The sequence below is a fragment of the Lysinibacillus cavernae genome (assembly GCF_009724685.1).
Lineage (GTDB): Bacteria > Bacillota > Bacilli > Bacillales_A > Planococcaceae > Lysinibacillus > Lysinibacillus cavernae.
Genome location: NZ_WMEF01000003.1, coordinates 96,984 through 112,041 on the forward strand (window position 1 = coordinate 96,984; position 15,058 = coordinate 112,041).

The following is a 15,058-nucleotide window of genomic DNA, read 5'->3' on the forward strand; positions in this document are numbered from 1 at the left end:
CAGAAAATTAAAAATGGATAGCACGATCATCAACTGCTAAAGCTGATTCCACTAAAACCTCATTTAAGGATGGATGCGGATGAACGGCCTGACTAATTTCCCATGGTGTTGCATCTAACACTTTCGCTAATGATGCTTCTCCAATTAAATCCGTCACATGTGGCCCTACCATATGAATACCCAAAATATCATCTGTTTCTTCATCAGCAATAATTTTCACAAAGCCATCCGACTCTCCATTTACTAATGCTTTACCAATTGCCTTGAACGGGAACTTCCCAATTTTTAATGAGTAACCATGCTCTTTTGCAGCACTTTCTGTTAAGCCAATGCTAGCAACCTCTGGATATGAATAAACACATTTTGGTACTTTCAAAACATCCAATTTCTCTGTTTTACCTGTTGCTATATGTTCAATAGCTGATAGCCCTTCATGAGAAGCAACGTGTGCTAACTGTAAGCCACCAATTACATCCCCAATAGCATACATATGTGATTCTTTTGTTTGGTAAGAATCATTCACTTTAATAAAGCCGTTTTCTACTTCGATTTCCGTATTTTCTAATCCAATACCTTGCGTATTCGCTTCACGTCCTACACAAAGTAATAATTTATCAGCCTCAAAGATTTCTTCCTGATCATTCACTTTTGCCGAAATGAAAACGTTATCATTTTCAATTTTGAATGTATTTGAGTCTAGTCGAGCATTCGTAACGATGCGAACACCTCGTTTTTCAAGCTGCTTTGTCACTTCTTTAACAATATCTGCATCTTCTGCTGGTAAAATAGTTGGACCATATTCTACAACCGTTACATATACTCCAAAATCACATAGCATAGATGCCCACTCAATTCCGATAACACCGCCACCAACGATTAACAGTGATTTTGGTAAATTTTCTAACTCTAAAGCATGATCAGAATTCAGCACATATTGTCCATCAACTGTTAGTCCTGCCATACCTCTTGGCTTTGAACCAGTTGCAATAACAACATTTGTAGGAACAAGCATTTCATTTTCATCACCATTGGCCATTTCTACAGATATTGTGCCGGGCATAGGTGAGAAAATAGATGGCCCTAAAATTCGACCTGTACCATGATAAACATCTATTTTGCCTTTTTTCATCAGTGTATTCACACCTTGACTTAATTGCTCAACGATTGCTTGTTTTCTAGCCTGAACTTTGTCAAATTGCAAGGTCACGCCTTCAATCTCAACACCATACTCACTAGCTGTTTTATTGGCCATTCGATATACTTCCGCACTTCGAAGTAATGCTTTACTTGGAATACAGCCTTTATGCAAGCAAGTACCACCTAAACGCTCACGCTCCACGATAGCTGTTTTCAAGCCTAGCTGCGCAGATCGGATGGCTGCAACATATCCGCCTGTACCTCCACCTAAAATGACAACATCATAATTTTGAGCCATGTTTATTCCCCCTTTTGAGAAAAGTGCTAAAGTATTCTTTCTATTAAACAAACACCTTGTCAATTTTTTAACGGTCCGTTTTTGCTTAACAAGAGCTTTAGCTTTACTTCATAGACTTTTTATTGTTGAAAATTAGAAGAAGTCGACAATGCGACTTCTCATAATGTATCAACTGTGTCTATTAGCGACCGTGTAAAATATTTTTTTCATTTTTTAAGAATTGGCTGCGAGATTTCGCAACGCGAGCGATACGCTCTTCAGCTAAACGGTTCGCTGCCACATATGTTGGAATGCCATCTCGTTTTGAAATAGCAAAGATTTTTTCAATACTATCATAAATTCCATCAACGCGTTTCATTGCACGTTCACGATTGTAACCATATAATTCATCCGCAACGTTAATAACACCACCAGCATTGATTACATAGTCTGGTGCATATGCGATACCTAATTCATGTAGGTAGTCACCATGACGTGAATCTTTTAACTGGTTATTTGCAGATCCAGCAATCACTTTCGCTTTTAATTGTGGAATTGTCTCATCATTTAAAATAGCGCCTAATGCACAAGGTGAGAAAATATCAACTTCCTGTGCGTAGATTTCATCTGGTGACACGGCAATTGCATCAAAGTCATTAACCACTCGATCAATTGCTGCCTGATTGATATCTGTTACAACAAGTTTTGCCCCTTCATTATGTAGATACTCGCAAAGCTTGTAGGCTACATTTCCTAGACCTTGTACAGAAATTTTTAATCCTTCTAATGAATCTGAACCGAATGCTTCTTTTGCAGCGGCTTTCATACCACGGTAAACGCCATAAGCTGTGACTGGAGATGGGTTACCTGAAGAACCGAATGCAGGAGAAATCCCTGTTACATAATTTGTTTCCTCATGGATTAAATCCATATCAGATACCGTTGTACCTACGTCCTCAGCTGTAATATAACGGCCATTCAATCCATGGATGAAACGACCTAACGCACGAAACATTTCTTCGTTTTTATCTTTAAATGGGTCACCAATAATGACCGTTTTTCCACCGCCAAGGTTTAAACCAGCTGCAGCATTTTTGTAAGTCATTCCTCGTGCTAAACGTAATGCATCTTCAATTGCATTTTCTTCGGATGCATACGTCCACATACGTGCTCCACCTAGTGCTGGTCCAAGTGTTGTATCATGGATAGCGATAACCGCTTTTAACCCTGATGCTTCATCTTGGCAAAATACCAATTGTTCATAATCATACTTTTCCATATACTTGAAGATTTCCATGAAACTCGCCCCTTTGCTTTGGAAAGTGCATCCCCAAATGCCCATCCAATCAAGTTTAATCTAACTATCTCTTCTCCTTAGGGTCCCCATCCCAGCACGTGCTGAGTCCCTCTTATTCAGTAGGTGTTTTGACCCCAATACATGAAGAAAAAATTGTTTAGTAATGGATAATATTGCTCCACTTATTTTTACAATACTGACAAATTCACAATTTCGCAACTATTATTACATATTCTTATTTAAGTAAGAATTTTCTAAACATTCAGTAACAATCGCTACTTTATGCACCTCCTCGTTTTTATGCAAAAATATTATATTGGATTCTACCTTCCTTGACATTCCACCATCCACAGGTACAATTAATCATAGGAATAAGGAGGGGTATGCATGGCCCGTTTAGCTGCATTTATTGTAATGCTTATTCCAGGTCTTATGGCTGCAGGTGGCATTAAATTTATGCGTGATACATTATTTGGTAAGCTTATTTCACCATTCCCATTTTTATGGGTACAATTCGTTATAGGTGTCATTTTCTTCGTTATAGGCTTTGGTTTTTTCGCAGGATTTTTACTACATCGCGACCGAAAAAATGGAAAAGTAGCACCACGCTTCCAAAAAAAATAAAAAAAGCTATCCAAATAAGTCACACCTGACTTAATGGATAGCTATTTTTATACACGTTGTTGTGCAGTTATGACTTTATCTGGATAATCCGTAATCCAACCAATAACAGCAGGATGTGGATTCGTTAAGAAAGGTTCAGTGCCGTCAATTGCATAAAAACGACATGCTTTCTCACTTGTGACACAAGCCTCCAAGTATCTTGGTTTGTAGTACCTTTTATGCATATGCACACTATCAGCTGCTTTATAATCTGAAAGCAAATCCCATTTTAGTTTTTTAGTGGCAATCAGAGCCGTTTCATATTCAGGTCTATGCTTTTTCACAATCTCCAATAGCTCATAGTGAAATGATGAAAAATGACTACCTGCTGGCAGAATTACGCCTCGTAGAAAGTCAATCAGACCACCTGGATTGTCCAGGATGGTTGATTTTAATTCAATATTCAATGGCAACTGGTGGATATTTGCCCATGCTAAAACCGCATCAAAAGCTGGCATTTTATACGAGGAAAATAGACGTCGCCATGGCTTGCCTAGTTTAAATCGCAGAAGCTCCTCCATCGTACAATCGCTCACAAGTTTATTGATGCCTACGAGTCTTGATAACTGTGGATCGTGATACACAACAGATAGCCCCTCTTTTGAAAATTGAATGTCTAATTCAATCCCATCAGCCCCAAGCTCCAATGCCTTTTCGAAAGCTTTAAAGGTGTTCTCCAATGCATAAGCAGAAGCACCACGATGTGCAAAAACAGGAATGCTTAATTGGTTAGACATTTAGCTCACCGAATTCTAGCAGGAATTTACCATTGGTCATTTTGCTAAGCAGCGATGATTTTCTGCCGATTTGAATATACGTACCAGGATACGCCTCTTTCGTCACAACAATCTCTTCTTTCCCAGCATGACGCATTTCATCCATTAATAGTTTTATTTCACGATCTAATGTTATCGCTTCGGCTTTTAATTTTGTTAAAGTTTGCTTTGTCTCTTCAAATATTGCCGTCTGTTCTTTAGACATTTGTTTGAGGAATGGTAATAAGCTTTTCATTTTGGACTCATTTGTTGAAATTTCTGATTGCAATTGTTTAAGCTGTGTAGCCTTTTCTTGCATAATAGAATTATTTTCCTGCTTATTGATGCTTTCAATCAGTAAATCTGTTCGACGCTCTAATCGGTTCCCTGAAATGGCAGTGACGATGGTATTTTTAGCTACCGCACGCCCCCCTATAATTTTGCCTTTTCGTTCGTCAACATATATGGAGTGGGCAGAAAGCTGTGATCCAAGCGCATAAGAACCAATATGAATACTATCACCCGCAAATAAATTCGCTTCATTCACATGCTTAACAAAGATATTCCCACCTGCTTCCACTACTGTTGAACCAAGTCCAAAAATTCCTCCACGAATATAAACATCGCCCTCAATAGATTTAATGAGCTTGGCACCGCTTACACCTTCAGCACCCTCAATGGAAATATCTCCAGTCGCAATAACCGTATAACCATTCGTCACTGTTCCTTTAATACTCAGTGAGCCATTAAATTCTAAGTTACCTGTTTCTACTCCAACATCGCCATTTATAGGTAGGTGTCTGTTTACACCTATCATACCCTTCACATCATCTAAAACACCTGCAATTTTCGAGCGAATCACGATTTTTCCGTCCTCTTCCACTTCATAGGCCGATTTTGTATCGTATTTTATAGGAAAATCTCGCCCTGGTACAGCAGCAACCACATCACCTAGCACATTTTTTCCCGCTTTACCTAATGTCGCAGGAATTTTTTCACCTAGCCATGAGCCTTCTGAAATTTCTGAAATAAAATTCATATCATAATAATCTGCTTTACCGTCTTCGCGAATGACCGGTTTTCTCTCTGGTTTAGGTAAGTATGTAATTTGCGCATCCATTCCTGCTATAGGTTGTTCACCTTGAGCAATTAAAAATGCTTTTCCTGGTTCAGCCTTCGCAATATCAAAATCTAAGATTCCGTGACGAATGCCTGTTTCTTCAAGTGTTTCGCGTATTTGTTGAGTTAATTTTTCTTTATTATTTTGAATATATTCGTGCGTTTCATATATAAAAATAGAGGCTGACATTTTATCACGTGCTATTTCTGCTTCAACATTTGGAAGCCAGCGTCCAATTTCAACCGGGCTTGTGTTCTGAGTTGACAACACGTTTTTTAAAATTGAAAAATTAGATAATTTAAGTCGCGGATGACTACGTAGGATGCTATCAAAATCTTTTAATGGGAAACCGGCACTAAAAGTAAGCATAAATACCTTGCCATTTTCTTCAGAAATTTCGAAGTTTTCGTTTCGAACTAGAATCAAGCTACCTCCTCCTTCCCTCTACATGTAAGTATATACAATCCACTTACATTTGTTTAGAGACCATTGTCACTACCGAGAAAGAAAATAGTACTACTTAATCATTAAAATATCCAACTATATTTTATTACCAATAAATACAATTAGGTATTTAAAACTAATAAATTGTTTGTTTTTTTATTTTTTTAATAAAATCACCCTTAATTACAAAGTTATTCTATTAGGATAATTTGAACAAATAGTATTCCATAGATAGATATTACAGTGTAGGATTATCATAAAAAATGAATAATAACAGGTCTTTAGAACTATTAAAATATAGAGAATTAAGTCTCTTTATTCAAAATAACGCTTACTACTTCCAATTTGGTACGTAGAACCTAATTGTTCTAATTGCTCCTTTGCCATATATTGCACACTTATTTTACCATTTAACACCAGACGTACTTCAAATAAATGTTCCTCTATTTGTGTAATTTCTATTGAATCCATTCCATCTAATTGAAAATTAATACTTTTCATCTTAATCACCTGTCCATTATAGTTTTCTTTTAATTTGCCATCTTACTTTCTATTTATCCAAGTTATGCTCTTATTTTTGCTTACCGATGGAAATTTACACAATTCAACCTCAATCACTTATACTAGTACAGTATAGGTTGAAAACATTTTCACTGCATCCTACTCTGTTTTTTATGTATCATTAACAACAGGTCTAACATAATGAGATGTTTTAGGTTACTAACCCATTTTTTATTAGTATTGGAGGCAGTTCCATGAAAAAAATACTATCTATTATATTAGGTACCCTCTTGCTATTAGTCGGCTGTGATACTAGGTCAACTAACCAAATGTATAAGGGGAATGATTTAACAGTTGGCGTTATCGGCCCATTTCCTAATATCAGTGAAGAAAACGTTGTCTTTGAGAAAATAACTTTGGATGATTTGAAAGAAAGCACAGAAAAAATTTCAAATGACTTTGATGCTGTTATTATAACAAAAGAATTTCTTTCTGAAGCAGATGATGAGCAATATGTTACTGTTTATAATGAATTAGAGATTCCGACATTCTTTATGCAATCCACTAAGGCACACGTTCCTTTTGTCAATAAAGGAGTGGATTATGATACATTTATTGACATCCAACCTTTGAGTTATGCAACTGGTTATTTAAACACTTCAACTGACAACGAAATCAAATATGAAACTTGGAGATATGAGCTTAAAGATCATAAAGAGAACGACACAAACATCCAAGAGTTGTATTCAAGAATTTTTCAAACTATTGATTCTCTGAAATAAACGAAACATTTACTCGCTATTTAACTCACAATACAGCTTAGCCGAAATAATTATCCAGTTGTTGCTTGCTGGTCTTTGTCTTGCGTAATAGCATTACATTCCCTCGCAAATCTAAATCAGATGCCACAACTTCCCAACAATTCTCCTATTCTTGCGCCAGTATCAAAAAACTATTACCCATTCATGGTATTGATTGATTTTCGTATCGTCGAAAGAACGAAAAATCTGTTTTAATTCATTATCTTCAAGGGATGCTATCATTAAGTTGCTCTGAAAATAAGTGCGATTAAAATATTTTTATGTTAAGTACATAATTCGCAATTGTCGTTTTACTAACTGGCTTGCCAAAATCATTGCGTCGTTCTGGGTAGTTTACAGGCGTTTCTGCAGCACTTAACAAAAACTTAGCTCTTTCTTCGAATAACGAATGTAAGCGCGTATATGCTCTTTCTTGACGAGTTTTAACAATATCTATTTTTAATTTATCCAAAAGATACCTCGTGCTATTTTGCGGAACAATCCATTATTAATAAACACAAAAAATACGCCCATCTAAACAGTCGACATAAACTGTTTAAAAAGGCGTTATAATAATTCACAGTATAATTGCTATAAAAATAAGTTTATCTGTCATTTTACGCTCAGCCTGACGTTTACAAAGCGTTTATATCTATGTTTTTAGCTAGCCATCATGTCGATGCGGATTTTGTCTGCGATCATGGCAATGAATTCGCTATTCGTAGGCTTGGATTTTAAGTGATGCACTGTATAGCCAAACATCGACGAAATGGATTCATAATTGCCACGATTCCATGCAACCTCGATGGCATGTCGGATGGCACGTTCCACACGTGATGGTGTTGTATTGAATTTTTTCGCGATTTCTGGATATAAAATTTTCGTCACAGATCCTAATAATTCAATATCCTCAAATACCATTTGAATGGCTTCGCGTAAATAAGAGTACCCTTTAATATGTGCTGGTACACCGATTTCTTTAATAATGGCAGTAATCGTACTGTCTAATTGATGTTGATTTAATTTTTGAGGTACTGTCGGTTGTAACACGCTTGTCTTTTTCGGAAGTGTGGCCTTCTGTCCAGCACAATGTAGAATTTTTTGCACTAATTGATCAAATTCAAACGGTTTCAGCATGAAATAGGAAGCCCCTAAATCTACTGCCTGCTTCATGACATCTTCCTGACCAAAAGCTGTTAACATAATGACTTGGATCGATGACATTTTTTCGTTTTGATACATGGACTCTAATACTGCTAAACCGTCAAGATGAGGCATTATTATATCTAGAAGTAAAATATCAGGTGTAAATTCCTCAAGCATTTGTAGACAAACTTTACCATTTGAAGCAGTTGCAATAATTTCTATTTCGGCATGTCCTTGAAAATACTGCTCCATTGTTTTTAATAACTCACGATTATCATCTGCAATCGCTACTTTTACCTTTGTCATTTCAATTCCTCCTTCTGGACTTGCTTTGAACACTTCAAAGCATTAACCTAACCCCTAAATGCCGTTTTTGGCACACTGTGGAATTTTCGACATTTTTGTTTTAAAAACCTTTTTCATTTCCAAAAATGAGTATGTAGTCCGATACTTTCCTTTTATATCGACAAGTTACGATAAATAGTTGCAACCTATCGAATGCTTTTATTATTTATTTTAGATAAAAATACTAGATAAAACTACAGTTTTTTTAAATATCGTGACTCCTTCAGGAAGTTATTAGAAATACTTGTTGAATTCCCTTATGTTTTTAGAAATAAAGGTAAAAATCCGCGTAGTTTCCTACGGCGCACTGCCCGTGGAAAGTGAAGCGGATTCTTACCATTCATTAATACCCCTTTAAGAAGATCTTCTTAACATTTCTGCTACAGTTAACGCTGCTCCTTTTTTCGGCTCTTCCACAAACATATGTGTCACAGCACCGACAAAACGACCATCTTGAATGATAGGACTGCCACTCATTCCCTGTAAAATACCACCTGTTTTTTCAATGAGCTTTTCGTCTGATACTATAAATTCAAGACGTTCATTTTCAACTTTTGTAATTTCAATTGAAAAGGATTCCACCTTACTGCCTTCAATGGCGGTAAAGATTTCAGCTTTCCCAGTTTTTATATCTTTTTCATGCATAATTTCAATGGCTTTGGGTAATCTTTGTTGATAACCGTCTTCCCAACGGCCAAATATACCATAAATAGTATTTTTATCTATACTACCCAGTCGTTCTTGATGCTTTTCAATAGAGGATATTTTATAGCCTGGTTGGCCCGGTGTGCTTTTACGAATTTGTTGGATAGAAGCTAAAAAAATGGAGCCAGCTCTAAAAACAGGGGCTTCTTGTAGGGTTGAATCAACAATTTGATGACCTAGTGCACCGTAATTTTTTGTCTCTGGATCAATATAAGTCAGTGTTCCTACTCCATCTGTTTCATCTTTTAAAAAGGAAATGACATGCTCTGCTTCTTGATTTTGTAATTCCAATGTAATTTGTTTGCCTTCACTATTAATCGTCCATTTCTGTTGGCCATCTTTAGCCACAGCTTGTTTGGCATCAGCAAGAGATTTTACAGGTATATCATTTATTTTTTCAATAACAGCGCCTCCTTTCATCCACTGATTGGAAGCTAATAGTACATCATGTGCTACAAATACATGTGATAATTGAAGTTGGATTCCAATTGCTTCGCCCATGGGTATAAGCTTTTTGGCGGCTAAAGCTTGTATAGGTAGCACTAACAAAAAGATGAGCATAGGCAAAATGACTAATTGACGCCAATGACGATTCATACGACACCTCCTTTTCATTTTTGTCCTTTTACTATGTGTTTTTGTGGCATTCTTATAAGCGGTAAATATTTGCGCAAAATGAAAAAACCCAGAAACAGATGATACTGTTTCTGGAATGAAGGTTATCGCATTTGTTTTTTTCGTTCATCCGCCATTTTTAAAAGCTCCGTTGCATGTTGTAGTGTTAAAGCTGTAATTTCTGTTCCAGACATCATACGGCTAACTTCTTCAATTCGAGCATCTTGATCAATCTCTGATAAAGAAGTAAATGTTCGATCATGCTCCACTTCTTTTTTGATAAAGTAATGATGATCAGCCATGGCAGCAACTTGAGGTAAATGTGAAATACATAAAACTTGAGAATTAACTGAAACCGCAGCGATTTTTTCTGCAATGGCTTGTGCCACACGACCACTAACACCTGTATCTACCTCATCAAAAATAATCGATGTGATGCCATTTGAGGAAGAAAAAATGGTTTTCAATGCAAGCATCATTCGCGATAATTCTCCACCGGAAGCAATTTTCGGTAAAGACTTGGGCGGTTCTCCAACATTTGTGGAGATGTAGAAAATGATTTGGTCTTTCCCATTGGCATCGAAATAGGGTAATTCATCGAAATTAACAATAAATTTTGCTTTTTCCATATGTAATTCACGTAATTCTGCCATAATCGCTTCACTTAATTGATGGGCAGCAATTTTACGGACCTTTGAAAGTTCTGCAGCAAGCTCATTTAGTACTGTTTCCATTTCTAGTACTCGTCGTTCTTTTACCTGCAAAATTTCATCACGATTCAACAGCTCATTTAGCTCTGTCTTAATTTTTTCATAATACGCTAAGATGTCCTCTACTGTCGAGCCGTACTTGCGCTTCAAATTTTGCAATAACGCTAAACGCTGCTCAACCTCGTTTAAACGAGCTGGGTCGAACTCTAATTCATCTAACACATTTTTTACCTGATAGGCTGCATCCTGTAGTGCATAAAAGGCAGATGTCACTGCCTCGGACGCTTCTTTGAATTGCTCGTCAACCGTTGCAGCATCGTCTAAAGCACCCATGGCATTACCGATCCAGTCAAGACCCTTTGATTCGCCTTGAATGGCCTCATAGGCTGCATTAGAGCGTTCAAATATTTTATTAAAATTCATCAGACGACGGCGTTCATCTAGAAGCTCGTCTTCCTCACCTAACTTTAAATTAGCTTCCTCTAGTTCTTTTATTTGAAATTGATACAAGTCAATGCGTTGTGCCATTAACTGCTCATCGATTGATATAGAAGCTAAGTCCTTTTTCAGTAATCGATATTCTTCATATTGTTCACTGTATGATTTTTGAATAGGCATGAGTTCTTCTTCTGCAAACTGATCGAGCAAATTGATATGCTGTTTTTCATCCATTAGCTCTTGATTTTCATGTTGACCATGAATATCAATAAGACTGGCACCAATGTCTCTTAGTACCGATAATGGCACAAGTTTACCATTTACACGGCAAATACTTTTACCATTATCATTTAAATCACGACGCAAAATAACTGTATCTTCTTCTATTTCAATGCCTGCTTCTTCTAATTTTTTTAGAACAGGATGAACTGAACTCGAAATGTGAAATAAGCCACCTAATTCTGCTTTTCTTGCGCCATGACGGATAAATTCAGTGTTACCTCGACCACCTGCAAGTAAATGCACAGCATCAATGATAATGGATTTTCCAGCACCCGTTTCCCCAGTGAGCACTGTTAGCCCTTCTGAAAAGCTCACAGTCAAATCCTCAATGATGGCAAAGTTTCGAATACTAAGCTCTTTTAACACAAAATGTCACCTCTGAATCAAATTCCCCATTTTTTAAAGCATGTCTAATAAGCGATTTTTTGTATTTTCACGCTCATTTTCATCTCGACAAATAATTAAAATGGTATCATCTCCAGAAATTGTACCTAAAATTTCTGGCCAATCTAAATGGTCAAGTAAGGATGCAATCGCATTCGCATTTCCCGGAAGAGCTTTCATCACTAAAAAGTGTGATGCGCCATCAATACTTATAAAAGCATCTGCTAATGCACGGTGTAATTTTTGTACTGGGTTGAAACGTTGATCTGCGGGCAAGCTATATTTATAGCGACCATCCTGTAATGGTACTTTCACCAAATGCAGCTCTTTTATATCTCGTGATACCGTAGCCTGTGTCACATTGTAGCCTGCTTCTTTTAAAAAATCGACTAAATCATCTTGTGTTTCGATTTCATGATTGGCGATAATATCCCGAATCCGTATATGTCGTTGTCCCTTATTCATTGTAGCCACCTCTTATAAATAATTGTATATGTGTATAATCACACTACCATTTTCAACAAAAAAGCACAAGAAAAAACACGGCTCAATAAGCGAGCACGTGTTATTTTAAAGAATTATGCGCTTCTTCAACGAGTGCATTAAAAGCTGTATATGCCGGAATATCTTCTTCTCCAATAGGATTCACTAAATGGAATAAAAATTCAATATTTCCTTCCCCACCTGTTATAGGAGAGAAAGAAGCATCTTTAACAACAAAACCAAGTTCTGTTGCCATACCAGCTGTTTTTTCTAATACTTCTAGATGTACTTTTTTATCGCGAACAATACCTTTTTTACCAACTTTATCTTTCCCCGCTTCAAACTGAGGTTTTACCAATGCCATGACATCGCCACCTGGCAGCAACACCGTTTTTAATACTGGTAAAATGAGCGATAATGAGATAAAACTAACATCAATTGTTGCAAAATTAGGTAAACCTTCTGTTAAATCAGCTGCTGTTGTATAGCGAAAATTTGTTTTCTCCATTACTGTGACACGTTCATCTGAACGAATTTTCCAAGCTAACTGGTTTGAGCCAACATCCAATGCATAGCAATGTCTTGCTCCATGTTGTAAGGCACAATCTGTAAAGCCCCCTGTAGAGGAGCCAATGTCAAGCATTAGCTTCCCTTCTACAGACATGTCAAAAATTTGTAGGGCCTTTTCTAGCTTCAGGCCACCACGACTAACATATTTTAAATCCGAGCCCTTCACTTGTAGAGGTGCATCGATGGCAATTTTCTCGCCTGCCTTATCAATACGTATTTCATTTGAAAAAACAAGTCCCGCCATAATGGAACGTTTTGCTTTTTCTCTTGTTTCACATAGTCCACGCTCTACAAGTAAAATATCTACTCGTTCTTTTGGTTGTTTTGTCATTATTTATTCAAACCTACTTGCTCTTTTTGTTGAAGTAATACTTGCATACGTGCCACGGTATCCTCTGCTGTCATATGAATTTCTGCGAGTAGCTGGTCTACGTTGCCATGCTCGATATATTGATCTGGGATACCCATACGATCAATTAGCGCATTTAGATAGCCATGGTCGTGAGCAAACTCTAATACACCACTACCGAACCCACCTTGTAGAACAGCTTCTTCAATTGTTAAAATTGGCTTTTGGCTGGATAATATGCGATGCAGCATCTCTTCATCCATTGGTTTGATAAAGCGAGCATTGACAACTTCAATGTCGATACCTTGCTGTGCTAACATTTCTGCCGCTGCCATTGCCATTGGAATGGTTGTGCCAAATGTCAAAATAGATGCGTCTTTCCCCTCACGAAGGACTTCCCAGCTACCAATTGGTAAAGCGACAAGCTCGTCATCTAGCGATACGCCAATCCCATTGCCACGTGGATAACGTAGTGCAATTGGGCCACCATCGTAATCAATCGCTGTTTTTACCATATGCTGCCCTTCGTTTTCATCCTTTGGCATCATAATCGTCATATTTGGAATATGGCGAAGGAAAGCAATATCAAATACGCCTTGGTGCGTTTCTCCATCTGCTCCAACTAAACCAGCACGATCGATACCAATAAAGACATTTAAATTTGGACGAGCGATATCATGTAATACTTGATCATATGCACGTTGCAAGAACGTAGAATAAATCGCTAAAAACGGCTTCATGTTTTGTGTCGCTAGCCCTGCTGCCATTGTGGCCGCATGCTGTTCAGCAATTCCTACATCAAAGAAACGATTTGGAAAATCTTTTTGAATTCCTTGTAGCTTTGAGCCTACAGGCATTGCAGGCGTAATCGTCACTACTCGTTCATTCTCATGGGCAATTTTACGAACCGTCTCTGCAATTAAACTACTCCAGGCTGGACCTTTGACCTCTGATTTAACAAAAGCACCGTTGTCTATTTTATAAGGACCTGTCCCATGCCAATTACCAATTGTATCGTCTTCAGCAGGTTTATAACCTTTTCCTTTTTTCGTAATGACATGAACAAGAACTGGCCCTTTAACTTTCTTCGCATGTGATAAAGTCATTTCAAGTGCCTCGAAATCATGACCATCAATTGGACCAAGATATTTAAAACCTAGCTCTTCAAAAAACACACCAGACACCACTAAATATTTCAAGCTATCCTTGAGGCGCTCCGCAGTAGACGCAAGCTTCCCACCTAACACAGGAATCTTATTAATGAGTGACTCTAACTCTTCCTTAGCTTTTGAGTATTCTTTGGCTGTACGTAGACGCCCTAAAACACTGTGTAATGCACCAACATTTGGCGCAATCGACATTTCATTATCATTTAGTATGACCATCATATTCGTTTTCTCATGACCAATATGATTTAACGCTTCAAGTGCCATACCACCTGTTAAAGCACCATCTCCAATAATCGGAATGACATAGTTATGTTCTTTTTTAATATCACGTGCTGCTGCCATACCCATGGCTGCTGATAAGGAAGTCGAGCTATGACCTGTTTCCCACTCATCATGTTCACTCTCCACGCGCTTTGGAAAACCACAAAGCCCTTTGAACTGACGAAGTGTGTCAAATTGACTCGCACGACCTGTTAAAATTTTATGCACGTAAGCTTGGTGGCCAACATCCCACAAAAACTTATCTTTTGGACTGTCAAACATTTTATGCAGCATCATCGTCAGCTCGACTACACCTAGATTCGGCCCGATATGCCCACCTGTGACAGAACATTTTTCGATTAAGAAGGTACGAATTTCTTGAGCAAGCTGCTCAAGCTCCTTCTTATTTAAGTTTTTTAAAAAGGCTGGACTAGTTATTTTATTTAAATCCACCTTTCTCACACACCTTTTCAATAAAATATTCACTGCATTTGTGTTTCCACCATTATAACAGTGTTATCAATATGCTAAAAGCACGAACACTTCATTGTTTGCATATTGCAAACGTTCCCACCTATTCTAGCATATTCTTTTCCTACAACGCCTT

General features: G+C 37.4%; 14 protein-coding genes. 2 read left to right on the top strand and 12 right to left on the bottom strand.

Going from position 1 to position 15,058, the window contains the following annotated elements; all coding sequences use genetic code 11:
- Positions 1–7 precede the first annotated feature (7 nt).
- The gene (lpdA, locus tag GJU32_RS08150; RefSeq protein WP_155591464.1) at positions 8–1,435 is read right to left on the bottom strand and encodes a dihydrolipoyl dehydrogenase; all 1,428 of its coding nucleotides are present in this window, start codon (positions 1,433–1,435) and stop codon (positions 8–10) included.
- A gap of 181 nt (positions 1,436–1,616) precedes the next feature.
- The gene (locus GJU32_RS08155; protein WP_155591465.1) at positions 1,617–2,711 is read right to left on the bottom strand and encodes a Leu/Phe/Val dehydrogenase; all 1,095 of its coding nucleotides are present in this window, start codon (positions 2,709–2,711) and stop codon (positions 1,617–1,619) included.
- A 387-nt stretch (positions 2,712–3,098) separates the two neighbouring features.
- Between GJU32_RS08155 and GJU32_RS08160 the strand changes: the two genes are divergently transcribed.
- Positions 3,099–3,335, top strand: a complete 237-nt coding sequence (locus tag GJU32_RS08160; RefSeq protein ID WP_155591466.1) for a DUF2627 domain-containing protein — start codon at positions 3,099–3,101, stop codon at positions 3,333–3,335.
- A gap of 47 nt (positions 3,336–3,382) precedes the next feature.
- On the opposite strand, the gene GJU32_RS08165 is transcribed toward GJU32_RS08160, so the two are convergent.
- The 3 genes from GJU32_RS08165 to GJU32_RS08175 form a co-directional block, all read right to left on the bottom strand.
- Positions 3,383–4,111 (bottom strand): glycerophosphodiester phosphodiesterase, encoded by a 729-nt coding sequence (locus GJU32_RS08165; RefSeq protein WP_155591467.1) that lies wholly within the window; start codon positions 4,109–4,111, stop codon positions 3,383–3,385.
- Positions 4,104–5,675: a DUF342 domain-containing protein gene (locus GJU32_RS08170; protein ID WP_155591468.1), complete on the bottom strand. Its 1,572-nt coding sequence runs from the start codon at positions 5,673–5,675 to the stop codon at positions 4,104–4,106. Before GJU32_RS08170 ends, GJU32_RS08165 begins: the two co-directional genes overlap by 8 nt.
- Before the next feature lie 333 nt (positions 5,676–6,008).
- Entirely contained in the window at positions 6,009–6,194 is a 186-nt protein-coding gene (locus GJU32_RS08175) for a hypothetical protein (protein ID WP_155591469.1), read from the bottom strand.
- Between the two features lie 254 nt (positions 6,195–6,448).
- Between GJU32_RS08175 and GJU32_RS08180 the strand changes: the two genes are divergently transcribed.
- The gene (locus tag GJU32_RS08180) at positions 6,449–6,976 is read left to right on the top strand and encodes a putative periplasmic lipoprotein (RefSeq protein WP_155591470.1); all 528 of its coding nucleotides are present in this window, start codon (positions 6,449–6,451) and stop codon (positions 6,974–6,976) included.
- Between the two features lie 286 nt (positions 6,977–7,262).
- Here GJU32_RS08180 and GJU32_RS08185 read toward each other — a convergent pair whose 3' ends face one another.
- The 7 genes from GJU32_RS08185 to dxs all read right to left on the bottom strand — a co-directional run bounded on the left by GJU32_RS08185 (position 7,263) and on the right by dxs (position 14,904).
- A complete protein-coding gene (locus tag GJU32_RS08185; protein ID WP_155591471.1) occupies positions 7,263–7,466 on the bottom strand; it encodes a hypothetical protein in 204 nt (67 codons plus the stop codon).
- A gap of 188 nt (positions 7,467–7,654) precedes the next feature.
- Positions 7,655–8,446 (bottom strand): sporulation transcription factor Spo0A, encoded by a 792-nt coding sequence (gene spo0A / locus GJU32_RS08190; protein WP_016993890.1) that lies wholly within the window; start codon positions 8,444–8,446, stop codon positions 7,655–7,657.
- 393 nt (positions 8,447–8,839) lie between these two features.
- Entirely contained in the window at positions 8,840–9,787 is a 948-nt protein-coding gene (locus tag GJU32_RS08195; RefSeq protein WP_155591472.1) for a SpoIVB peptidase S55 domain-containing protein, read from the bottom strand.
- A gap of 122 nt (positions 9,788–9,909) precedes the next feature.
- The gene (gene recN / locus GJU32_RS08200) at positions 9,910–11,601 is read right to left on the bottom strand and encodes a DNA repair protein RecN (RefSeq protein WP_155591473.1); all 1,692 of its coding nucleotides are present in this window, start codon (positions 11,599–11,601) and stop codon (positions 9,910–9,912) included.
- A 33-nt stretch (positions 11,602–11,634) separates the two neighbouring features.
- Positions 11,635–12,084 carry a transcriptional regulator AhrC/ArgR gene (ahrC, locus tag GJU32_RS08205; protein WP_155591474.1) on the bottom strand — a complete coding sequence of 150 codons (450 nt, stop codon included), beginning with the start codon at positions 12,082–12,084 and terminating at the stop codon, positions 11,635–11,637.
- A 100-nt stretch (positions 12,085–12,184) separates the two neighbouring features.
- Positions 12,185–13,003 (bottom strand): TlyA family RNA methyltransferase, encoded by an 819-nt coding sequence (locus tag GJU32_RS08210; protein ID WP_155591475.1) that lies wholly within the window; start codon positions 13,001–13,003, stop codon positions 12,185–12,187.
- Complete coding sequence (dxs, locus tag GJU32_RS08215; protein WP_155591476.1) at positions 13,003–14,904, bottom strand: 1-deoxy-D-xylulose-5-phosphate synthase; 1,902 nt, start codon at positions 14,902–14,904, stop codon at positions 13,003–13,005. Before dxs ends, GJU32_RS08210 begins: the two co-directional genes overlap by 1 nt.
- Positions 14,905–15,058 lie beyond the last annotated feature (154 nt).

What these genes read in the sequence shown, in the direction of transcription:
- GJU32_RS08195 (WP_155591472.1), bottom strand. Translation starts at nt 9,787, where the DNA reads ATGAATCGTCATTGGCGTCAATTAGTCATTTTGCCTATGCTCATCTTT.
- GJU32_RS08210 (WP_155591475.1), bottom strand. Translation starts at nt 13,003, where the DNA reads ATGACAAAACAACCAAAAGAACGAGTAGATATTTTACTTGTAGAGCGT.
- ahrC (WP_155591474.1), bottom strand. Translation starts at nt 12,084, where the DNA reads ATGAATAAGGGACAACGACATATACGGATTCGGGATATTATCGCCAAT.
- spo0A (WP_016993890.1), bottom strand. Translation starts at nt 8,446, where the DNA reads ATGACAAAGGTAAAAGTAGCGATTGCAGATGATAATCGTGAGTTATTA.
- GJU32_RS08160 (WP_155591466.1), top strand. Translation starts at nt 3,099, where the DNA reads ATGGCCCGTTTAGCTGCATTTATTGTAATGCTTATTCCAGGTCTTATG.
- GJU32_RS08180 (WP_155591470.1), top strand. Translation starts at nt 6,449, where the DNA reads ATGAAAAAAATACTATCTATTATATTAGGTACCCTCTTGCTATTAGTC.
- lpdA (WP_155591464.1), bottom strand. Translation starts at nt 1,435, where the DNA reads ATGGCTCAAAATTATGATGTTGTCATTTTAGGTGGAGGTACAGGCGGA.
- GJU32_RS08165 (WP_155591467.1), bottom strand. Translation starts at nt 4,111, where the DNA reads ATGTCTAACCAATTAAGCATTCCTGTTTTTGCACATCGTGGTGCTTCT.
- GJU32_RS08175 (WP_155591469.1), bottom strand. Translation starts at nt 6,194, where the DNA reads ATGAAAAGTATTAATTTTCAATTAGATGGAATGGATTCAATAGAAATT.
- GJU32_RS08155 (WP_155591465.1), bottom strand. Translation starts at nt 2,711, where the DNA reads ATGGAAATCTTCAAGTATATGGAAAAGTATGATTATGAACAATTGGTA.